Here is a 19,969-nt window from a genome sequence, read left to right as displayed (position 1 = left end):
ATGCAGGATGGCATCATACAACCTTTTCTCCGCCTCTCCGGTCTGGAACCCCTGACCGTACGGCCGGAAACCAATTTTATCAACATCGGCGAACGCACCAACGTCACCGGCTCCAAGAAATTTGCCCGCCTGATCCGGGAGGAAAAATTCGAGGAAGCCCTCTCCATTGCCCGGCAGCAGGTGGAAAACGGCGCGCAGGTGCTGGATGTGAACATGGACGACGCCCTGCTCGACGGGGAAAAGGCCATGGTGACCTTCCTCAACCTGCTCCAGGCCGAGCCGGATATCGCCCGTATCCCCGTGATGATCGACTCCAGCAAGTTCAGCATCATCGAAGCGGGATTGCAATGCGTGCAGGGCAAGTGTATCGTCAACTCCATCTCCATGAAAGAGGGAGAGGACAGGTTCCGCGAACAGGCGGCGGTTTGCCTCAGCTATGGCGCCGCCGTGGTGGTGATGGCCTTCGACGAGGCCGGGCAGGCCGATACGCTGGAGCGCCGGGTCAGCATCTGCGAAAGGGCCTACCGCATCCTCACGGAGGAAGTGGGCTTTCCCGCACAGGACATCATCTTCGACCCCAACGTGTTCCCCATCGCCACCGGCATCGAGGCGCACGACAACTATGCGGTGGACTTCATCGCCGCCACCCGCATCATCAAGGAAAAGATGCCGCTGGCCAAGATCAGCGGCGGCGTCAGCAATATCTCCTTCTCCTTCCGCGGCAACGAGGTGGTCCGCGAGGCCATCCACTCCGTGTTCCTGTATCATGCCATCGCCGCCGGCATGGATATGGGCATCGTCAATGCCGGGCAGCTGAAGATCTACGACGAGATCGATCCCGGGCTCCGGGAGCTTTGCGAAGATGTGGTGCAAAACCGACGCACCGACGCCACCGAACGGCTCCTGGCCTTTGCCGAGACCGTCAAGGCGAAGGGCAAGACTGCGGAAAAAGACGAGAGCTGGCGCAAGGGCACGGTGGAAGAAAGGCTGAGCCATGCGCTGGTCAACGGCATCACCGACTATATCGAAGCGGACACCGAAGAAGCGCGGCAGCAATATCCGCGCCCGCTGGATGTGATCGAGGGCCCGCTGATGGCGGGAATGAACATCGTGGGCGATCTTTTCGGAAGCGGGAAGATGTTTCTGCCCCAGGTGGTGAAAAGCGCCCGCGTGATGAAAAAATCCGTCGCCATCCTCACCCCTTATATCGAGGCGGAAAAGGAAAAGCTCATGGCCGGGAACGGGGGCGTCGCGACCTCCAACGGGAAGATCCTGATGGCCACCGTAAAAGGCGATGTGCACGATATCGGCAAAAACATCGTGGGCGTGGTGCTGGGCTGCAACGGCTATGAAGTGATCGACCTGGGCGTGATGGTGCCCGCCGAAAAGATACTGCAGACCGCCGTGGAGGAAAAAGCGGATATCATCGGCGTCAGCGGGCTGATCACCCCCAGCCTCGACGAGATGGTGCATGTGGCCCGGGAGATGAAGCGGCGGGGCATGACCCTCCCCCTGATGATCGGGGGCGCCACCACCTCCCGCACCCATACCGCCGTAAAGATCGCCCCGGAGTACGACCACGGCGTGATCCATGTGCTGGACGCTTCCCGCAGCGTCACCACCGCCAGCACCCTGCTGAATGAAGACAACAAAACGCCCTTTCTTCAAAAGATCGGCGAGGAATACCGGCAGCTACGGGAAAACTTCAACAATAAAAAGCCGGTCAAGCAATATATCTCCCTCGAGGCCGCGCGGGAGAACAAAGTACCCATTAACTGGAACGGCTATACGCCGCCTGCGCCGGCCCACGCCGGCGTCAGGGCGTTGCAGGACTACGACCTGCGGGAGATCAGCGGCTATATCGACTGGCAGCCTTTCTTTATCGCCTGGGAGCTGCACGGTAAGTTTCCCGCCATCCTCAGCGACGCCGTGGTGGGCGCGGAAGCCACCCGTCTTTACAACGACGCGCAGGAGATGCTGCAACGGATCATCGCCGAAAAATGGCTGCGCGCCAACGCCGTATTCGGCCTCTTCCCCGCCTGGAGCAACGGCGCGGAAACGGTGTATGTGCAGGATACGGACGGCAGGACGGTGGCCCTCGAGTTCCTGCGCCAGCAGATCAAAAAAGCACCGGGACAGCCCAACCTCTGCCTGGCCGATTTCATCCGCCCCGCAGACGGTCCGCCGGCGGCGGGCGAAGCCGGGGATACCCTCGGCGCCTTTGCCGTCACGACGGGGCTGGGCATCGAGCCCTGGCTGGAAAAGTTCAAAGCGGAGCACGACGACTACTCGAGCATCATGCTCAAGGCGCTGGCCGACCGCCTGGCGGAAGCCTTTACCGAGCTGCTGCACGAAAAGGTGCGCAAAAGCTACTGGGGATACGCGGCGGCCGAGCAGCTGGGCAACGACGACCTGATCCGCGAACAGTACCGCGGCATCCGGCCCGCCCCCGGCTATCCTGCCTGCCCCGAGCACACCGAAAAATACAAGCTGTTCGACCTGATACAGGCCACCGGGCATACCGGCATCACCCTCACCGAATCGCTGGCCATGTACCCCGCTTCCAGCGTCAGCGGCTGGTATTTTTCCCACCCGGAAAGCAAATACTTCGGCGTGGGCAAGATCGAAAAGGACCAGCTGGAAGATTATGCCGCCCGGAAGGGATGGAGCCTCGAAGAAGCCGAAAAATGGCTGCGCCCCAACCTGAACGAATGAGCGGGGAAAGCGCAATTAACGGGTAAAAAACCGTAACTTTGCACCCTCAACCACGGGGGTTTCATGAGCGATGATATCAAGCACGAATGCGGGCTGGCCTTTATCCGCCTGAGAAAACCTTTTTCCTACTATCAGAAAAAATACGGTACGGTCTACTACGGGCTCAACAAGCTGTACCTGCTGATGGAAAAGCAGCACAACCGGGGACAGGACGGGGCCGGCATCGCCTCCGTAAAGCTGAACACCGAACCCGGCTATCCCTTCATGCACCGCGAGCGCAGCAATGCGCAGCAGCCCATACCCGACCTTTTTGAAAAAGTGTTTGCCGAGGCCCGCGAGGTGGAAAAGTACCAGCCGGGGATCACTCGCTATCCCGGGCTGATGAAGGGCAATATCCGCTTCCTGGGCGAGCTGCTGCTGGGGCATCTCCGCTACGGCACCCAGGGCAAGAACAACGTGGAGCTCTGTCACCCTTTTGTACGGCACCATCCCATACCCGCCTGCAACCTCACCCTGGCCGGCAACTTCAACCTGGTGAACGTGCGGGAGCTGTTTGACTTTGTCAACATCCGGCCGGAAGAATGGAATGCCGAGTCCGACCTGGCCGCCATGCTGGAGGTGATCCATCACTTCATGGTGCAGGAGGAGGAAAAGAACCCGCAGGAACCGGATATCGTCAGCGCGCTGCGGCAGGCCGCCGTGATGTTCGACGGCGGATTCCATATCGGCGGGCTCACCGGCAACGGGGACGCCTTTGTGCTGCGCGATGCCAACGGCATACGTCCCTCTTACTACTATATCAACGAAGACGTGGTGGTGGCCGCCTCCGAAAGGGCCGCCATCCGCACCGCCTTTAACGTGGACGAAGACGAGGTGCAGGAGCTGATGCCGGGGCAGGGCCTTATCGTCCGCCCGGACGGGGATATCCGCATCGAGCAGATCCTGGAGCCCGGGGAGCGCCGCGCCTGCAGCTTCGAGCGGATCTATTTCTCCCGCGGCAACGACCAGAAGATCTACCGCGAGCGCCTTTCATTGGGGTATACCCTGTCGGAGACCGTGCTGAAGGCGGTCGATTTCGATCTGAAAAACACCATCTTCTCCTTTATTCCCAATACCGCCGAGGTGGCCTTCTACGGCCTGATCAAAGGTCTGCAGGACTATCTGAACCAGATCAAGATACAGCGCATCCTCTCGTGGAACAAGGATTTTGACGAAGCAAAGCTGGAGGAGATGATCAACCGCAAGGTGCGGATGGAAAAGATCGCTATCAAAGACGTCAAGATGCGCACCTTTATCGCGGAAGACAACAGCCGCAACGAGATGGTGCAGCATGTTTACGACATCACCTACGGCACCGTCCGCCCGGGCATCGACAGCCTGGTGGTGATCGACGACTCCATCGTGCGGGGCACCACCCTCCGGCAGAGCATCATCAAGATGCTGGACCGGCTGGGGCCCAAACGCATCATCATCGTCAGCTCGGCGCCGCAGATCCGCTACCCGGACTGCTACGGCATCGACATGAGCCGGATGAACGACTTCGTGGCCTTCCGCGCCGCCATCGCCCTGCTGAAGGAGCGGGGCAAGCTGTATATCCTCAACGAGGCTTACGGCCTCTGCAAGGAGCTGGCCCGCACCCATACCCTGGACGCGCAGAACGTGGTCCGGCAGATCTACAAGGCCTTTTCGGTGGATGAGCTCTCCGCCAAGGTCGCACAGATCATCACCCCGCCGGGCACCCGGGCCGAAGTGAGCCTTATCTACCAATCCATCGAAAACCTGCACAAATCCTGCCCCAACAACCTGGGCGACTGGTATTTTACGGGCAACTATCCCACCCCCGGGGGCAACCGGGTGGTCAACAAGGCCTTTATGAATTTCATGGAAGGGAAACATACCCGGGGGTATTAAACCGCCGGTATTTGTTTATCTTTAAGTCCATCATGAAGCAGCTCCTGCTTATCCGGCATGCGAAATCCGACCGGAGCGATCCTGCCCTGGAAGATTTTGACCGCCCGCTGAACGAGCGGGGCCGGAAAGATGCGCCCCTGATGGCCAAACGTATCCTGGAGCAGGGCGTTGTCCCCGGTCTGCTGGTCAGCAGCGCGGCCCGGCGCGCCCGGCAGACGGCCCGGCTGATGGCCGCCGAATGGGACTACGAAAAAAAGCGGATCGTACTGGAGGAAAGACTTTACGAGGCCGGCCTGGCGGAATATTACGCCTATATACCGGCGCTGGACGACAGCCTGGAAACGGTGGCCCTGTTCGGGCATAATCCTACGATAGGCCTGCTGGCGGATGCGCTGAGCCCTGCGGAGGTGGATCATTTCCCCACCTGCGGCTGCGCGCTTTTCCAAATCCATTCCGGCTCCTGGAAAAATTTCCGGCAGGCGGAGAAGACCCTGCGCTGGCTCGGATACCCGGCCCGCTGACCGGTTACGGTCCTCCGCGCCGGCTCACCGCCGCTTTATCCGGACCTGCCGCCCGGTTACGGCAGCCGCTTTATCCGGCCGGCTTAATCTTACTCTTTAATCTTGTTGTAGGAAACGGTGATGCCCTTGATGAGGGAGGAGCTGAAGCCCTGGTGCTCCATCTCGTTGAGACCGGCAATGGTGCAGCCTTTGGGGGTGGTTACCTTGTCGATCTCCTCTTCGGGATGACGATTGCCCCGGATCAGCAGCTCAGCCGCGCCTTTTACCGTCTGGGCCGCGATGAGGTTGGCGGTACGGACGTCGAAGCCGATCTCGATGCCGCCCTGTATGCTGGCCCGGATAAAACGCAGCGCATAGGCGATGCCGCAGGCGCCCAGCACCGTGGAGGCATCCATCAGCTTTTCATCGATGGGTACTGCCACGCCCAGCTGGCCGAACATCTCGCTGACATACGCCACCTGCTGCCCGGTGGCGTTTTTATGACAGATACAGGTCACCGACTCGCGGATGGCGATCGCCGTATTGGGCATGGCCCGGAATACGGGCATGCCTTCGCCGGCTATTTTTTCCAGCTCTTCCATGGGCACCCCGGTAACGACGCTGATAAGCAGCTGCTTATCCGGACGGAAAGCGGCTTTCAGCTCCTGCAGCACTTCGCGGACATTATACGGCTTCAGGGCTACGACGATGACCTCGGCGGCCTGGATGGCCTGCAGGTTATCCGATGTGGTATGGACGCCCTTTTCGCTGAAACGCGACAGGGCTCCGGCATTCCGGCGGGTAAGGATCAGCTGGGAAGGTTGCAGGAAGCCGCTTTCCAGCAGCCCGTCCGCTATGGCTCCCCCCAGGTTTCCGCCGCCGATGATGGCCGTTTTTTTATTTTCCATGATGTGCTGATTAGCGGGGGGCAAGATACGGCAGGAGGCTTAAAAAGTCAATCCACCGTGACGTGCGACCAGTTCTCCCCGCTTTTGATACGGTAAAGCTGCATCTCGCTGATGCCGAAGCGCTCGGCGATCTGCCGCATGGTTTTGCGGCCCGGGCGCTGGAGCTGCCGCTTTATGGCCTTTACGTTGGCCAGGGTCAGCTTCAGTCCGCGGGTGCGGTTGCGCTGCCGCTCCTTGTAGGCTTTCTTGGCCGGGCTGTTCTGCTGGTGCTCTTCCATCTCCCGCTTGGTGGCCCAGCGCAGGTTCCGGATATTGTTGTTCTTCTTATCATGATCCAGGTGGATCACATATTTGTAGGTGCGGCCCGGCCGCGTCAGGAAGAGGCGGGCCAGCTCCCGGTGGAGGTACAGCGACTGAAAGGTATCGTTCGGCTTTACATTGATCACCGTATAGCCTTCTACGGTGGAGCCGTTCAGGAGCGTGCCTTCTTCCAGCCGGTCGGTATAGCTGACCACCCTGCCCTGGCTGGAAACGGCGTATTTCTTCCGCAAAGCGGATTTGTACTTGATAGGCAACTCTTTCCACTCCTCGTTTTTACGCAACTTGATCATGGCTGAAAGGTTTTGGTGAACAAATGATTTTAAGCATAGGATGCAGTTAATCAAACTACTGCCGGCGCTCCGGAAGCCGCTTGCTCATACCCTTCGTAGCAGACACTGATTTTGTCTAAGACCTCTTCCGTCTCTTCCAATGTTTTGCTCATCACCAGGCTGGTGCGAAAATCCTTGATATGGGGTAATCCTCTGAGATAGTTACCGTAATGTCTGCGCATTTCCAGGATACCGAGCACGGGGCCTTTCCATGCCACCGACCTGCGAAGGTGCTCCCGGCACACTGCCACCCTGGCCTCGATGTCCGGCGGCGGCAGGTGCTCCCCGGTCTGAAAAAAATGCTTCATCTCCCGGAATATCCAGGGGTAGCCGATGGCCGCCCTGCCTATCATAACACCGTCCACGCCGTATTTGTTTTTCATGGTCAGCGCCTCCTCCGGCGTTGTGACGTCTCCGTTACCAAATATAGGAATTTTTATTCTGGGATTGTTTTTTACTTTTCCGATGAGGGTCCAGTCGGCCGATCCCTTGTACAGCTGGGTACGGGTGCGCCCGTGTATGGTCAGGGCCCGGATGCCGGCGTCCTGCAGCCTTTCGGCCACCTCCTCGATGTTCTTGCTGCCCTCGTCCCAGCCCAGCCGCGTCTTAACGGTAACCGGCAAACGGGTGGAACGCACCACCGCCGAGGTGAGCCTGATCATCTTGGGGACATCCTTGAGGATGGCCGCCCCTGCGCCCTTGCAGACCACTTTTTTTACCGGGCACCCGAAGTTGATGTCCAGCAGGTCCGGGCGGGTGGCGTCCACGATCTGGGCGGACATGGCCATGGGCTCCTCGTCGCCCCCGAAGATCTGGATCCCCACCGGCCGCTCGTAATCAAAGATATCCAGCTTCTGCCGGCTTTTGATGGCGTCCCGGATCAGCCCCTCCGAGGAGATGAACTCCGTATACATCATATCGGCCCCCTGCGCCTTGCAGACCGCGCGGAACGGGGGATCGCTCACGTCCTCCATCGGCGCCAGCAAAAGCGGGAAATCTCCCAGCGATATGTCTCCTATCTTTACCATCGGGTTGCGCTGCAAAATTACAACTTTTGGGAACAGCAAGCCCAGACGGGGCCGGGCCGGTATTCCGGTGTCGATCCTTATTGCGTACATTCGCACTGCTATGGCGGAAATTCTAAAAAGACAGACCCCTTTTGTCCGGCTGCTCGGCTTTATCGTCCTTTTCCTGGGCTGTATGATCCTCTACAACGGGCTGCTGCTCGGCGGCGCGCTGTCGGGCGTGTTCCACGTCACCCCCGCAGTGCTGGCCAAGGGAGACTTCAGCGATCCGCAGGTGCTTTCCGGGGTAAAGGCGGTACAGCTTTGCTATTCCCTGATCTGCTTCCTGCTGCCCGCCCTGCTGTTCAACCTGCTGTTTTCCCGGAAGCCCTTCGCGGATGCCGGGCTGGCCGGGCCGCTGCTCCCCTCCCTGCTGCTACTGGCCGTCGTGATCCTGGCGGCGTCCCTGCCCTTTGCGGGGGTGCTGGCGGACTGGAACCGGCAGATCCACTTCCCCTGGGGGATGGATGCGCCGCTGCGGGAGCTGGAGCGCAGGGCGGCGGATATGACCCGCTCCCTGCTGGTGATGCCGGATGTGGGCGTGCTGCTGTACAACCTGCTGCTGATCGCCATCGTGCCGGCCATTGCCGAAGAGTGGTTCTTCCGCGGCGTGCTGCAAAGGCTGCTCATCCGCATGTCCGGCCGGCCCTGGCTGGGTATCCTGATCGCCGCAGTGATCTTCAGCCTCCTGCACGGGGAGATGCTGGGCTTCTTCCCCCGCCTGGCGCTGGGGATCGTGCTGGGCTGCCTGTTCTACTTCAGCGGCAGCCTGTGGACAGCCATCACCGCCCATTTCCTGAACAACGGGCTGCAGATCGTGCTGACCTACCTGCACCAGCATCACCACATCGCCTTTGATATCACGCAGGACACGCCCACGCCGCTGGCGGCGGGGGCCGTCAGCGGCGTGCTGACGATAGCGCTGTTCCTGCTTTTCCGGAAGCTGTCCGGCGACAGGGCCGGGCTCCGTGGGCCGGAGGCGACGGAGAAAGCCGTATCTTCGCCACCCGCTTCCTAAACAGGCCGGAGCGTTCCGCACATGAACACTTTTCTTACCCGTACGGGCACCGCCGTTATCTTCGTTGCCGTGATGCTGGGCGGCATACTGTGGAGCCCCGCTTCCTTTTTCCTGCTGTTTCTCGTGGCCGGTACCGGCGCGCTGCTCGAATATCTCCGCCTGGGCGCCCGCATGGGACCGGGTCTTGTTCCCGGGGGCCTGCTGCCCCGGCTGCTGCTGGCGCTCGCCGGGGCCGCGCTCTTCCTGTGGATGTCGGGTAGCCATTTTCAGGCCGGCGGCCGGACCGCCGGGGAGATAGGCCGCCTTGCCTTCGGCATCCTGCTCCCGCTCTGGCTGCTTTCCGCAGCGCTTTCCGGCAGGCCTTTCCGTATCACAAAGCTGGGGTACCCGCTGCTGGGGCTGTTGTATACCATCCTGCCCTTCTGCATGCTGGTGCAGCTGCGGCTCGACGATCCCGGCCGCATCCCCCAGATCCCGCTGGGGCTCATCGGCGCCATCTGGATCAACGATACGATGGCCTATATCGTGGGCTCGCTGATCGGGCGTACCCCCTTTTTCCCCGCCATCTCCCCCAAGAAAACCTGGGAAGGCACCATAGGGGGCATCATGCTGACCCTTGCGGCAGCGACGGTATTCGGCGTTTTGAACCAGCGCTATCCCGCGATGATCTGGATCATCATCGGCGGGCTGGGGGCGGTGATGGGCACTCTCGGCGACCTGCTGGAGTCCCGGCTGAAACGGCTGGCCGGCGTCAAGGACTCGGGGCGTATCCTCCCCGGGCACGGCGGCTTCCTGGACCGTTTCGACTCCCTGCTTTTGGCCACGCCTTTTGTCTGGAGCTTTATGCAGCTGCTATGGTATTAGCCGGCGCATGGCCCCCGGCGCTGCGGCCCGGAGCGGGGCATCTGTGTGCCGCTATGGTTATAAACCTATTCCTGCTTACCTTTGCAGGCGCTTATCCGCATAGCATATGACTATCCATAAAGAAGGCTACCCTACTATCCTGATCACCCTCGTGCTGCTGGTGCTGCTCAACGGGGCAGCGGGCTATTTTGTCCCCTTTGGGGTCGTCAACCTCGTCATCCTGGCCGCCTCCCTGCTGTTTTTCGGGTTCATCGTATCCTTCTTCCGGGTGCCCGCCCGGCAGATGACCACCGGGGAAAAGCGGGTGATCGCACCGGCAGACGGCAAGGTGGTGGTGATCGAAGAAACCGAGGAGCCGGAATATTTCGGCGGCAGGCGGCTGCAGATATCCATCTTTATGAGCCCGGCCAACGTGCATGTAAACCGCAACCCCATCGCCGGCGAGGTAAAGCTCTCCCGCTACCACCGCGGTAAGTACCTCGTGGCCTGGCATCCCAAGTCTTCCACGGAAAACGAACGGCACACGGTGGTGATCGGCAACCCCGCCACCGGGGATATCCTGGTGCGGCAGATCGCCGGGGCCGTGGCCCGCCGGATCGTCAACTACCTGCAGCCGGGCATGCAGGTAAAGCAAAATGCGGAGATGGGCTTTATCAAGTTCGGCTCGCGCGTGGATGTATTCCTCCCCCCGGGCACCCCGGTGAAAGTACAGCTCAACGAAACGGTCCGCGGCGGACAGACGGTGCTGGCGGAACTCGCCTGAGGTTAGGGCGGGCGGATTCTCTTTAAGGCATAGCGCCGTTTCCGGGCGCTTTCATTACAAAATATCCTTCAGCTCCAGCAGGCTGTTGATCGTATAGGTGGGCGTGATTCCTTCCGCAGGTATGGCGGGGTTGAAATAGATCTGGTCCATGCCCGCATCCCGGGCGCCGCGGATATCCACAGCCAGCGCATCCCCGATCATCACCGCATCGACGGCGCGGGTGCCGGCCAGCTCCAGCGCATACCGGAAAATGCCGGGATGGGGCTTCAGGCTGCCCGCCGACTCCGAGGTCACTACATGGGTAAAATAAGCGGAAAGCCCCGCATGCCGCAGCTTCAGGTGCTGCGTTTCTTCAAAACCGTTGGTGATGAGGTGGAGGGGATAGCCCTTGCCCTGCAGGTAGTCCAGCACCTCCAGGGTGCCGGGGAAAAGCTGTTTCCGGGAGGGCAGCAGGTCGATGAACGCCGCGCCGAAACGGCGCGCCAGCGCTTCGTCGGCGATCTTGAACTCCAGCAGCGTCAGCCACACCCGCTTCCAGCGGAGCAGCTCGCGCTTGATCTCTCCCCGGCGGAACCGCTCCCACAGCCGTTCGTTATGGGCGGAATAGGTGGAGTGAAACCGGTCGAAGCCGGGAACGCCTAACTCCTCCAGCGCAAACTCGGTATAAAGCACCTCCAGGGTGTTTCGCGCATTGGCTTCAAAATCCCACAGCGTATGATCCAGGTCGAAAAAAATATGTTGATAGCGCATGCGCAAAATTACGGGGGTTTTCCGGGCGGAAGCAGAAAAAAACGTACTTTTATGAGCCGGTTATTTTTTGTCAAAAACAAGACCGGCTTTAGGAAGAAGCCGGCACGACAAGAGCTGCCGGGGCGCTACCCGACCCTTTACAAAAAACAAATATTAACCGATGAAAAGAACTGCCACCGCCGTCTGGAACGGCTCCGGAAAAGAAGGAAAAGGAACGCTGAGCTCACAGAGCGAAGTGCTGAACAATACCCCCTATTCGTACAAGACGCGCTTTACCGAAGAAAAAGGGACCAACCCCGAAGAGCTGATCGCTGCGGCGCATGCCGGCTGCTTTACGATGAAGCTGAGCTTTGTGCTGGGCGAGGCCGGCTTTACCCCGGACAGCCTGGAAACGACCGCCGCCGTGACCCTGGACAACGGGGCCATCACTTCCTCGCAGCTGAGCGTGAAGGCCAGCGTTCCCGGCATCTCCAAGGAGCAGTTCGACGCCTGCGCCAAAGAGGCCAAGGACAACTGCCCCATCTCCAAGGCGCTGAACGCCGAGATCGGCCTGGAGGCTACCCTGGCCTGAGCCGCAGCCGGAAGATACCCGTTACCTTGTAAACTTTTCCCGCCCTTTTCCCGGAAAGGGCGCAGATAGCCATGCTTTTTTCCGATATCGTCGGCCATACCGCGGTCACACAGCAGCTGATCCATACCGTGGCGCAGAACCGCCTGAGCCATGCGCTGCTCTTCCTGTCCCCCGAGGGAGCGGGCGGGCTCCCCATGGCGCTGGCCTTTGCGCAATACATGGTCTGCACCGAAAAGGGGACGGAAGACGCCTGCGGCCATTGCGATGCCTGCAAAAAAGCGGCCCGGCTCGTCCATCCGGACATCCACTACAGCTATCCCGCCATCCCCCGGAAGTCGGGGGACAAGCCGCTGAGCACCGACTATATCGCCGAATGGCGGGAATTTGTCTCCCAGTATCCCTACGGCACCGCCTACGACTGGCTGCAGTTCATCAACGCGGAAAACAAGCAGGGCAACATCTCCGCCAACGAGTGCCAGGATATCATCCGCAAGCTGAACCTGAAAAGCTTTGAGAGCGATTATAAGATACTGATCCTCTGGCGGCCGGAATACCTGGGCAAAGACGGCAACCGGCTGCTCAAGCTGATCGAGGAGCCGCCGCCCCGGACCCTGTTCATCCTGGTCGCCGAAAAGCAGGAGCAGATCCTGAACACCATCCTGTCCCGCACCCAGCTGCTGCGGATACCGGCGCCGGCGCCGGCCGAGATCGCCGCGGCCCTGGTCCGCCGGCTGCAGCTCGGCGAAGCGCGGGCGGCGGGCATCGCCGCCATGTCCGGGGGCAGCTACCGCGAGGCGCTGCAGCTGGCGCAGCATGCGGAAAGCGACTGGATGCAGGAGCTGCGGGACTGGCTGAACCACCTGCTGGTACCCGGGCAGGCGCCGGCCCTGCTGCAATGGATAGAAGGCATGGCCAGCGGAAAGACCGGCCGGGAAAAGCAAAAACAGTTTCTCCGGTATTTTATCAACCTGCTGGAACATGCCCTGCGGCTGCAGTTTCTTTCCCCGGAGCAGCTGTCCCTGCCGGAGGCCGAGCGCGACTTTGCCACCCGGCTCAACAAGCTGGCCGACCCGCTTCAGATAGCAGCCATCATCCGCGAGCTGGACGCCGCCTGCTATCATATCGAGCGCAACGCCAACGCCAAGCTGCTGCTGCACGCCCTTTCCATCCGGCTCCAGCATATCTTTTCCCGGCGGCCGCTTCCCGTATAGGCCCCCGCGGCGGCGGCATAATCCCGTTTTTCAACGGATCCTCCCCGATGCTTTCCCGTACAGGCCCACGGCTGCCCGATCGGTTTTCTTAACCGGAAACCCCGGGTCCCCACGTCCTCCCCCGACCCTGCCTTCCGGCGGCCTTTACCCGGGCGGATGGGCCCGCCAGGCCCCGTTTCCCCGCCGGTTGGCCCAAAAAGCATAACTTTGCACGTTTCCCTTGCGGGATTTTGCTATTTTTACAGGATAGCTATCGCCCGGCCCCGTTTTACGGCGGCCGGCGGGCAGATACCCGGCCCCGCATGCCTGACATCATATAAGGCGGCATTTGTCGCCACGCGGTTCAGGCCGCGACGGCGACGGCGTAAGCCCCGCAGGCAACGCCGTACGGCGGCAGATGATGAAGCGGCGGGCGCGGTAGTGCTTATTTTACTTTTAATTCGCTATAAACGAAAGATATGCCATGTGGAAGTTGTGGGACCGGAGCGGACGGGAAGCCGGCAGGATGCGGAAGCAAAGGCGGTTGCAGCAGCGGAAGCTGTAACCGGCTGAACGTGTTCGACTGGCTGGCAGATATTCCCCTGAGCGACCAGGCCGTCCCTTACGATATTGTAGAAATAAGCTTCAATAACGGTAGCCGGAAGGATTTTTATCGCAATACCACCCGTCATCTTTTTGAAAAAGGAGAACCGGTCACCGTGGAAGGAGTGGGTGGCTTCGACGTCGGAGAGGTAAGCCTCACGGGCGAGCTGGTGAAGCTGCAGATGAAAAAGCATCGCGTACAGGATACGCCCGATATCAAAAAGATCCTCCGGAGATCCACGGAGGGCGATATAGAAAAACAGCGGTCCAGCAAAGCCCGGGAGAAAGACGCGCTCATCCGGTCGCGCGCCATCGCCCGGCAGCTCAAGCTCGAGATGAAGCTGGCCGAGGTAGAGATCCAGGCCGACGGACGGAAGGCCACCTTTTTTTACACCGCCGACGAGCGGGTGGATTTCCGGGAGCTGATTCGCGTATATGCCGGCGAGTTCCGGGTAAAGGTGGAAATGCGCCAGATCGGCGCCCGGCAGGAAGCCGGTAAGGTGGGCGGCATCGGATCCTGCGGACGCGAGCTGTGCTGCTCGACCTGGCTTACGGCTTTCAAATCGGTGAACACCACCGCCGCGCGCTATCAGAACCTTTCCATCAACCAGTCCAAGCTCTCCGGACAATGCGGGCGCCTGAAGTGCTGCCTGAACTACGAGCTGGACACCTACCTCGATGCGCTGCGGGATTTTCCCGAAGAGGCGGACACCCTCGAGACCGCCGGCGGCATCATCTACCTGCAGAAGCGGGATATCTTCAAGAACCTGATGTGGTATGCCTATCAGGGCAGCAGCAAATCCTATCCCCTGGCCATCGAGCGGGTGAAGGAAATACAAAATATGAACCGGCAGGGCGAAAAGCCCGAAGAGCTGAAAGCGGTAGAGCTGGAGGTGGTGGTCAAAGAAGGGGAGGAAGAACACGCCTTTGTGGATGTGGTGGGGCAGATCAGCCTGCGCTCCCTGGAGCGGAACAGCCGCAAACGCCGGGAAAAGCAAAAGCAAAAAGGCCGGGACCGGCAACCGCAAAGCGGGGACAAACCCGCCCGGGACCGGGATCGCCAGCCGCAGAACCGGGACCGCCAGGGCCAGCCGCAGGGTCGCGACCGGCAGCCCCGTGACGGAAGGCCGCCCAAGCCGCAGGCCTCCGGAAAGGGACAGGGCCCCACAAAGGGGCAGGGCCAGCAACGGCCCCAACGCAGCGGCCAGGGCCAGCCCCAGCGAAAAAGACCTCCGGAAAAAGAAGATCCGGATACCCGTAAGCCATAATACCGACTCATGAAACTTCATTTCCTGCTCCCCGGTTTCCTGCTCCTCGCCGCCTGCGGCAGCCAACCCCGGAATACCGCGGACGCGGGCGGAGACGCCGCAGCTGCCGATTCCCTGTTCCGGAGCAGCGATCTTACCGCGGAAAATACCTTCAGCACCAACATAGAAGGGCCTGCCGTGTACCGCGACAGCCTCTTCGTGGTCAATTACCAGCACGACGGCACCCTCGCTTACGTTTCCCCGGAAGGGAAGGGCCTGCTGTGGGTCAGCCTGCCCGACAGCAGCACCGGCAACAGCATCAAATTCGACGCTGCCGGAAACATGTATGTGGCCGACTTCAAGGAGCACAATATCCTGAAGGTGGACCGGAATAAAAAGGTCAGCGTATTCTGCCATAACGACGCCTTTAACCAGCCCAACGATATCTGCCGCAGCAGCCGGGGCTGGATACTGGCCTCCGATCCCAACTGGAAAGATAGCACCGGCCAGCTATGGCGCATCGACGTCGACGGCAAAGCCACCCGCCTGGCTGCCGGCATGGGCACCACCAACGGGCTGGAGCTGAGCCCGGATGAAAAGCGCCTGTACGTCAACGAAAGCGCGCAGCGCCGGATCTGGCAGTTCGATATCGACACCGCGGGCAACATTTCCAACAAACGGCCTTTTACCGATTTTTCCGATTTCGGGCTGGACGGCATGCACTGCGACAAGCAGGGCAACCTCTATGTATGTCGCTACGGCAAGGGGGTGATCGCCGTTTTTGATCCCGCAGGAAAGCTGTTGCGGGAAATACCGCTGAAAGGGAAGAACTGCAGCAACCTCGTCTTCGGCGGCCCCGACGGGCGTACGGTCTACGTCACCCTCCAGGACCGCAAGATGCTCGAACAGTTCCGCACCGACATCCCGGGCAAGGATTTCTAAGCATACAGGATATCATTTTGCTTCCTGATCTAATATAATATCCACCCATTCCTTAAGATGAGGTAAATCTTCTTTTACGGTAGCATATACCGTTTCGTAGTCGATTCCGAAATAATGATGAATTAAGCGGTCGCGCATCCCGGCCATTACCTTCCACTCGATCAGGGGATATTTATTGCGAAAATCCGGCGGAACATGTTTGCTTGCCTCACCAATAATTTCCAAACTCCTGATGATTGCCCGAGACAAAACGCCGTCATTAATAAATGCATCGTAGCTTTTATCGGCCAGTTGCTTTAAACAGAATTCGGCTTCCTCTTTGATATGAAGAAATAACTCAAGCGTGGAAGGCTGCATACTGAACTTCTTTCAGAATATGAGGTCCTATGTATTTACTTAAGCCCTGTGGAGTAACCAGATCAACCTTACGATCAAAGAGACCTTCAAGAAAATCTCCCAGATAGACCAGGTTACGTAGATTTTTCTGTTGTTTATTGAAATCCACCAAAAGGTCAATGTCGCTCTCCTGAGTATCGTCTCCGCGTACAAATGAACCAAACAGCCCTATACGCTGTACGCCATATTTTTCCAGCTCTTTCCTTTGCCGGTGCAGGGTATTTAATATGATTTCCTTATTGATGACCTGGTCACGCATATTTCCAGAACGATTTTAGGACCCATTATCCGTTAGTAAATCTACAGCATTTTAAATAAATGAAAGCTGATGGAAAAGAACTCCAACCCTAAAGACAGCGCAATGCATCCTATTTTTTGATCTTGCATAGGGGTAAACGCCCCGTGAATTGTCATACTCCCAAACGGGAGTTTTGGCAGAAGCGCTTACCTTTGGCCTGATCTATCAGCCCGTACGCATGCAACCATACGACACGGACAAGGCGGCATTGCCGTACGAGAATACCGAGGCAGCATTCGAACAGGTCTTTAAAGCCCATTTTAAGGCCCTGCATGCCTATGCCTTTTCCATATTGAAGGACGGCGATACGGCCGAAGAGATCGTGCAGCAGGTCTTCTACCGGCTCTGGGAAGGCGCCGGCCGGCTCAGCATACAAGGTTCGGTAAGCGCTTACCTGTACCGCGCCGTCTATCACGAAAGCCTGAATTATCTCAAACACCAGAAAGTAAAGGCCACGCATGCCACCCATGTACGGCATCATGCGGCGCAGCACACAGAAAATACCGCAGGCGGGGCACGCCTCCGCGAGCTGGAGGAAAAGCTGGCCCGCGCCCTCGCCGAGCTGCCGGAGCAATGCCGTACCATCTTCCAGATGAGCCGTTTTGAGGAGCTGCGCTACCGGGAGATCGCCGGAAAGCTGGGCATTTCCGTAAAAACGGTGGAAAACCAGATGGGAAAAGCCCTCCGGCTGCTGCGGCTGAAGCTGGCGGATTTTTTACCCCTGCTGCTGTTCGGACTGATCGGGATGGGAGGGATGCTTTAAGATAAAACCTATGGACAAACAAAACGAAGCCGGTGCCGGAAAAAGATACCCATAACGCCATGGACGACCTGCTGGTAAAATACCTGCTGGAAGAGGCATCCTCTGCGGAGCGCGGCGAGGTGGAGCAATGGATCCGTGCCGATGCCGGCCACCAGCGCTATTTCGAGCACTTCCGGCTGATCTGGGAAACCAGCCGGCAGCTGAGCGTACCCGGCGCGCCGGATGAGGAAGAAGCCTGGCAGCGCTTCCGCAGCCGCATGGCGCAGCAACGCTTTTCCCGGCCGGCGCCTGTCCGTCTGCTGCGGCGCAGCATGCTGCTCCGGGTGGCCGCCACCCTGCTGCTGGTGCTGGCCGGGGGCTGGCTGCTCTACCGGCTCCTGCACCGCCCTGTTCCGCAGATGCTGAGCTTCAGCTCGGGCGCACAACCCCGTACCGATACCCTGCCGGACGGCAGCGTGGTGACCCTGAACCGGCATTCGCAAATCAGCTACCCGGCCGGCCTGTCGGGAAGCAGCCGCGAGGTCCGGCTCAGCGGGGAAGCTTTCTTTGAAGTGGCCCGGGCGGAGGGGCGGCCCTTCCTGGTGCAGGCCGGCGAGGTATCCGTCACCGTGCTGGGCACCTCCTTCAATGTAAAAAGCAGCGGCGCGGCTACGGAGGTGATCGTGGAAACCGGCCGCGTGGAGGTCAGCCGGCGCAAACAGTCCGTACAGCTTGCCGCACACGAAAGAGTACGGGTATCCGGCGGACAGGCCCTGCAAAAGCAGGAGCAGCGCGGCGAACTGTATAATTATTACCGGACCCGCGCCTTTGTCTGCAACAACACCCCGCTGGGCGAGCTCGTTCCCGCCCTGAATGAAGCTTACAACGCCCGGATCGAGATCGCCAACCCCGCGCTGAAGTCCCTGCCGATCACCACCACCTTCCGGGACCAGCCTCTGGATACCATCCTGGCCATTATCAGCCAGACCTTTCCCCAGGTGACGATAACCCAAAACGGACCGCGCATCCTGCTGAAATGATCAACCCCTACCATATCCATGCGGCATAGACCCCGCCTCATACTGCTGCTGACGGGGCTGTGCTGCTTCGCGCTTCCCCTCCGGGCGCAACAGCTGCTGGGCAGGAAGATATCCCTGACCCTCAGCGGCCGGCCGCTGAAGACCATACTCGCCGCCATGGCGCAAAAAGGCGGCTTTTATTTTTCGTATAACAGCAACAGCCTTCCCGGAGACAGCGTCACCGGTATCGACCTGCACAACCAGACGGTACGGCAGGGGCTGGACGGGCTGCTGGGCGAGGATTATGAATACCGGGAAACGGGCGGATACATCATCATCCGTCCGCGGGTATATAACGGAGAAGCATATACGATATCAGGCTATGTCACCGACAAGACCACCGGGGAAAAAATACCCTCGGCGAGCGTCTATGAAAAACGGCAGCTCGTTGCCGTCCTCACCGACGAACGGGGCTTCTACCGCCTGCGGCTCAGGCACCGTCATGCACATACGCTGCTGACGGTAAGCCGGATGGGGTACAACGATACCGTCCTCTCCCTCCCGGCGGGCAGCAACCTCAGGCAGGACATCGCCATCAGCCCGCTGCGCTTTGTCTACCTCCGGCCCGTCACCATCACCCCCTACTCCAAGATAGAAGGCACACGGCTGGGCCGCTTTTTTCTTTCCTCCCGTCAGAAAGTACAGGACATCAACCTCAGCCGTTTTTTTGCGGACAAACCTTTTCAGTATTCCCTTGTGCCGGGATTGGGCACCCATGGCGAGCTGAGCGCCCAGGTGGTCAACAAGTTCTCCTTTAACATACTGGGCGGCTATACCGCGGGGGTAAACGGTTTTGAGCTGGGCGGGCTGTTCAACGTCGATAAAAAGGACGTGCAGTACGTACAGGTAGCGGGGCTGTTCAATACCGTGGGCGGCGGCGTGCGCGGTTTTCAGCTCGGCGGATTGCAGAACCAGGTGCTGAGCGCGGTCAGCGGCGTGCAGGTGGCCGGCCTGGACAACACGGTGAAGGAAGCGGTGAATGGCTTCCAGCTTGGCGGGTTGTTCAATACCGACAAAAAGGACCTGCAGTTTGCACAGGTGGCGGGGCTGTTCAATATCGTCGGCGGGGGAGCGCGCGGTTTCCAGCTGGGTGGGGTATTCAACCACGTCAGCGGGGATTTTTCGGGGTTCCGGGGCGCCGGTATCGGCAACATCACGCTGGGCGGCAGCCGCGGCCTGCAGTTTGCCGGCATCTTTAACCGCAGCCGTTACCAGGAAGGTGTGCAGATAGCGCCCGTCAATATTGCGGACAGCGCTACCGGCTACAGCTTCGGGCTCGTCACCCTCAGCCGGAACGGATACCGCCGGCTTTCCCTGTCCTGGAATGAGACGCTGGATATCAACCTTGCTTTTAAGTCGGGAAACAAACATCTCTACAATATTGTACTGGCCGGCGCCAATGCGGATATGCAGCGCAACAAGGCTTTTTCATTCGGCTACGGGCTGGGCAATACCTTTTCACTGGGCACGCGGCTCGCCTTTATCACCGAGCTTACCGGGCAGGCCGTCTATACCGGCTCCTGGAAGAACATGCCTTTTCTGACCCGGCTGCAGCCCGCCCTCGAATGGCGGCTGGGCCGCGATGTGGCCGTGTTCGCAGGGCCGGCTTTCTCCGTTTTCTTCCCCGACGCCACGCCCCCCGGCGACGGCTACAGCAAGATCATTCCCGCTCATTCCCTCTTTATCACCCGGCATGCCCGGGGATGGTGGGGTATGCAGGCGGGGATAAGCCTTTTTTAAATTTTTTCCGCACATAGG

The 19,969-nt window shown here is 59.7% G+C and carries 19 protein-coding genes; 13 read left to right on the top strand and 6 right to left on the bottom strand.

From position 1 onward, the window contains the following. The 3 genes from metH to ABD851_RS14955 all read left to right on the top strand — a co-directional run bounded on the left by metH (position 1) and on the right by ABD851_RS14955 (position 5,147). A complete protein-coding gene (gene metH, locus ABD851_RS14965) occupies positions 1-2,715 on the top strand; it encodes a methionine synthase (RefSeq protein WP_425549956.1) in 2,715 nt (904 codons plus the stop codon). A 63-nt stretch (positions 2,716-2,778) separates the two neighbouring features. Further along, positions 2,779-4,626, top strand: a complete 1,848-nt coding sequence (locus ABD851_RS14960) for an amidophosphoribosyltransferase (protein ID WP_344980713.1) — start codon at positions 2,779-2,781, stop codon at positions 4,624-4,626. Between the two features lie 11 nt (positions 4,627-4,637). Continuing rightward, the gene (locus ABD851_RS14955) at positions 4,638-5,147 is read left to right on the top strand and encodes a SixA phosphatase family protein (RefSeq protein WP_344980711.1); all 510 of its coding nucleotides are present in this window, start codon (positions 4,638-4,640) and stop codon (positions 5,145-5,147) included. 89 nt (positions 5,148-5,236) lie between these two features. Here the strand turns inward: ABD851_RS14955 and proC are convergent, their stop codons facing one another. The 3 genes from proC to dusB are packed head-to-tail and all read right to left on the bottom strand — an operon-like array spanning position 5,237 to position 7,712. Then, positions 5,237-6,034 carry a pyrroline-5-carboxylate reductase gene (proC, locus tag ABD851_RS14950; RefSeq protein WP_344980709.1) on the bottom strand — a complete coding sequence of 266 codons (798 nt, stop codon included), beginning with the start codon at positions 6,032-6,034 and terminating at the stop codon, positions 5,237-5,239. A 47-nt stretch (positions 6,035-6,081) separates the two neighbouring features. Beyond that, the gene (locus ABD851_RS14945) at positions 6,082-6,645 is read right to left on the bottom strand and encodes an HNH endonuclease (protein ID WP_344980707.1); all 564 of its coding nucleotides are present in this window, start codon (positions 6,643-6,645) and stop codon (positions 6,082-6,084) included. Positions 6,646-6,695: 50 nt separating this feature from the next. After that, the gene (gene dusB / locus ABD851_RS14940; RefSeq protein WP_344980867.1) at positions 6,696-7,712 is read right to left on the bottom strand and encodes a tRNA dihydrouridine synthase DusB; all 1,017 of its coding nucleotides are present in this window, start codon (positions 7,710-7,712) and stop codon (positions 6,696-6,698) included. Between the two features lie 100 nt (positions 7,713-7,812). Here dusB and ABD851_RS14935 point away from each other — a divergent pair, with 100 nt between their 5' ends. From ABD851_RS14935 to ABD851_RS14925, 3 genes are all read left to right on the top strand, one after another. Next, complete coding sequence (locus tag ABD851_RS14935; protein WP_344980705.1) at positions 7,813-8,766, top strand: CPBP family intramembrane glutamic endopeptidase; 954 nt, start codon at positions 7,813-7,815, stop codon at positions 8,764-8,766. A 21-nt stretch (positions 8,767-8,787) separates the two neighbouring features. Then, the gene (locus tag ABD851_RS14930) at positions 8,788-9,630 is read left to right on the top strand and encodes a phosphatidate cytidylyltransferase (protein WP_344980703.1); all 843 of its coding nucleotides are present in this window, start codon (positions 8,788-8,790) and stop codon (positions 9,628-9,630) included. Between the two features lie 106 nt (positions 9,631-9,736). Then, a complete protein-coding gene (locus tag ABD851_RS14925; RefSeq protein ID WP_344980701.1) occupies positions 9,737-10,393 on the top strand; it encodes a phosphatidylserine decarboxylase family protein in 657 nt (218 codons plus the stop codon). A gap of 54 nt (positions 10,394-10,447) precedes the next feature. Here the strand turns inward: ABD851_RS14925 and ABD851_RS14920 are convergent, their stop codons facing one another. Further along, positions 10,448-11,143, bottom strand: coding sequence for a YjjG family noncanonical pyrimidine nucleotidase (locus ABD851_RS14920; protein WP_344980699.1), 696 nt, complete (start codon positions 11,141-11,143; stop codon positions 10,448-10,450). Positions 11,144-11,303: 160 nt separating this feature from the next. Between ABD851_RS14920 and ABD851_RS14915 the strand changes: the two genes are divergently transcribed. The 4 genes from ABD851_RS14915 (at position 11,304) to ABD851_RS14900 (ending at position 15,696) form a co-directional block, all read left to right on the top strand. Beyond that, entirely contained in the window at positions 11,304-11,714 is a 411-nt protein-coding gene (locus ABD851_RS14915) for an OsmC family protein (protein WP_344980697.1), read from the top strand. A 71-nt stretch (positions 11,715-11,785) separates the two neighbouring features. Continuing rightward, positions 11,786-12,925 carry a DNA polymerase III subunit gene (locus tag ABD851_RS14910; protein WP_344980695.1) on the top strand — a complete coding sequence of 380 codons (1,140 nt, stop codon included), beginning with the start codon at positions 11,786-11,788 and terminating at the stop codon, positions 12,923-12,925. Positions 12,926-13,383: 458 nt separating this feature from the next. Beyond that, on the top strand, positions 13,384-14,775 hold the full coding sequence (gene ricT / locus ABD851_RS14905) for a regulatory iron-sulfur-containing complex subunit RicT (RefSeq protein ID WP_344980693.1): 1,392 nt from the start codon (positions 13,384-13,386) through the stop codon (positions 14,773-14,775). Between the two features lie 9 nt (positions 14,776-14,784). Next, complete coding sequence (locus ABD851_RS14900; RefSeq protein WP_344980691.1) at positions 14,785-15,696, top strand: SMP-30/gluconolactonase/LRE family protein; 912 nt, start codon at positions 14,785-14,787, stop codon at positions 15,694-15,696. A gap of 12 nt (positions 15,697-15,708) precedes the next feature. Here ABD851_RS14900 and ABD851_RS14895 read toward each other — a convergent pair whose 3' ends face one another. Together ABD851_RS14895 and ABD851_RS14890 are read right to left on the bottom strand one after the other, a co-directional pair. Further along, positions 15,709-16,053 carry a HepT-like ribonuclease domain-containing protein gene (locus tag ABD851_RS14895; protein WP_344980689.1) on the bottom strand — a complete coding sequence of 115 codons (345 nt, stop codon included), beginning with the start codon at positions 16,051-16,053 and terminating at the stop codon, positions 15,709-15,711. Then, positions 16,034-16,351: a nucleotidyltransferase family protein gene (locus tag ABD851_RS14890; protein WP_344980687.1), complete on the bottom strand. Its 318-nt coding sequence runs from the start codon at positions 16,349-16,351 to the stop codon at positions 16,034-16,036. Before ABD851_RS14890 ends, ABD851_RS14895 begins: the two co-directional genes overlap by 20 nt. A gap of 172 nt (positions 16,352-16,523) precedes the next feature. Between ABD851_RS14890 and ABD851_RS14885 the strand changes: the two genes are divergently transcribed. From ABD851_RS14885 to ABD851_RS14875, 3 genes are read left to right on the top strand one after another with little or no spacing between them, the layout of a single operon-like run. Beyond that, positions 16,524-17,153: an RNA polymerase sigma-70 factor gene (locus ABD851_RS14885; RefSeq protein ID WP_344980685.1), complete on the top strand. Its 630-nt coding sequence runs from the start codon at positions 16,524-16,526 to the stop codon at positions 17,151-17,153. 32 nt (positions 17,154-17,185) lie between these two features. Next, positions 17,186-18,172 carry a FecR domain-containing protein gene (locus ABD851_RS14880; protein WP_344980683.1) on the top strand — a complete coding sequence of 329 codons (987 nt, stop codon included), beginning with the start codon at positions 17,186-17,188 and terminating at the stop codon, positions 18,170-18,172. 18 nt (positions 18,173-18,190) lie between these two features. Then, a complete protein-coding gene (locus ABD851_RS14875) occupies positions 18,191-19,951 on the top strand; it encodes an STN and carboxypeptidase regulatory-like domain-containing protein (protein WP_344980681.1) in 1,761 nt (586 codons plus the stop codon). The last annotated feature ends 18 nt before the right edge of the window (positions 19,952-19,969 follow it).

Source organism: Compostibacter hankyongensis (assembly GCF_039541075.1).
Taxonomy (GTDB): domain Bacteria; phylum Bacteroidota; class Bacteroidia; order Chitinophagales; family Chitinophagaceae; genus Compostibacter; species Compostibacter hankyongensis.
This window is presented reverse-complemented; position numbering and strand designations above follow the sequence as displayed.

Coding starts and splice junctions, on each gene's coding strand:
- ABD851_RS14900 (WP_344980691.1), top strand. CDS start 14,785: ATGAAACTTCATTTCCTGCTCCCCGGTTTCCTGCTCCTCGCCGCCTGC.
- ABD851_RS14960 (WP_344980713.1), top strand. CDS start 2,779: ATGAGCGATGATATCAAGCACGAATGCGGGCTGGCCTTTATCCGCCTG.
- ABD851_RS14920 (WP_344980699.1), bottom strand. CDS start 11,143: ATGCGCTATCAACATATTTTTTTCGACCTGGATCATACGCTGTGGGAT.
- ricT (WP_344980693.1), top strand. CDS start 13,384: ATGCCATGTGGAAGTTGTGGGACCGGAGCGGACGGGAAGCCGGCAGGA.
- ABD851_RS14890 (WP_344980687.1), bottom strand. CDS start 16,351: ATGCGTGACCAGGTCATCAATAAGGAAATCATATTAAATACCCTGCAC.
- dusB (WP_344980867.1), bottom strand. CDS start 7,712: ATGGTAAAGATAGGAGACATATCGCTGGGAGATTTCCCGCTTTTGCTG.
- ABD851_RS14935 (WP_344980705.1), top strand. CDS start 7,813: ATGGCGGAAATTCTAAAAAGACAGACCCCTTTTGTCCGGCTGCTCGGC.
- ABD851_RS14895 (WP_344980689.1), bottom strand. CDS start 16,053: ATGCAGCCTTCCACGCTTGAGTTATTTCTTCATATCAAAGAGGAAGCC.
- ABD851_RS14925 (WP_344980701.1), top strand. CDS start 9,737: ATGACTATCCATAAAGAAGGCTACCCTACTATCCTGATCACCCTCGTG.
- ABD851_RS14875 (WP_344980681.1), top strand. CDS start 18,191: ATGCGGCATAGACCCCGCCTCATACTGCTGCTGACGGGGCTGTGCTGC.
- proC (WP_344980709.1), bottom strand. CDS start 6,034: ATGGAAAATAAAAAAACGGCCATCATCGGCGGCGGAAACCTGGGGGGA.
- metH (WP_425549956.1), top strand. CDS start 1: ATGCAGGATGGCATCATACAACCTTTTCTCCGCCTCTCCGGTCTGGAA.
- ABD851_RS14915 (WP_344980697.1), top strand. CDS start 11,304: ATGAAAAGAACTGCCACCGCCGTCTGGAACGGCTCCGGAAAAGAAGGA.
- ABD851_RS14930 (WP_344980703.1), top strand. CDS start 8,788: ATGAACACTTTTCTTACCCGTACGGGCACCGCCGTTATCTTCGTTGCC.
- ABD851_RS14910 (WP_344980695.1), top strand. CDS start 11,786: ATGCTTTTTTCCGATATCGTCGGCCATACCGCGGTCACACAGCAGCTG.
- ABD851_RS14945 (WP_344980707.1), bottom strand. CDS start 6,645: ATGATCAAGTTGCGTAAAAACGAGGAGTGGAAAGAGTTGCCTATCAAG.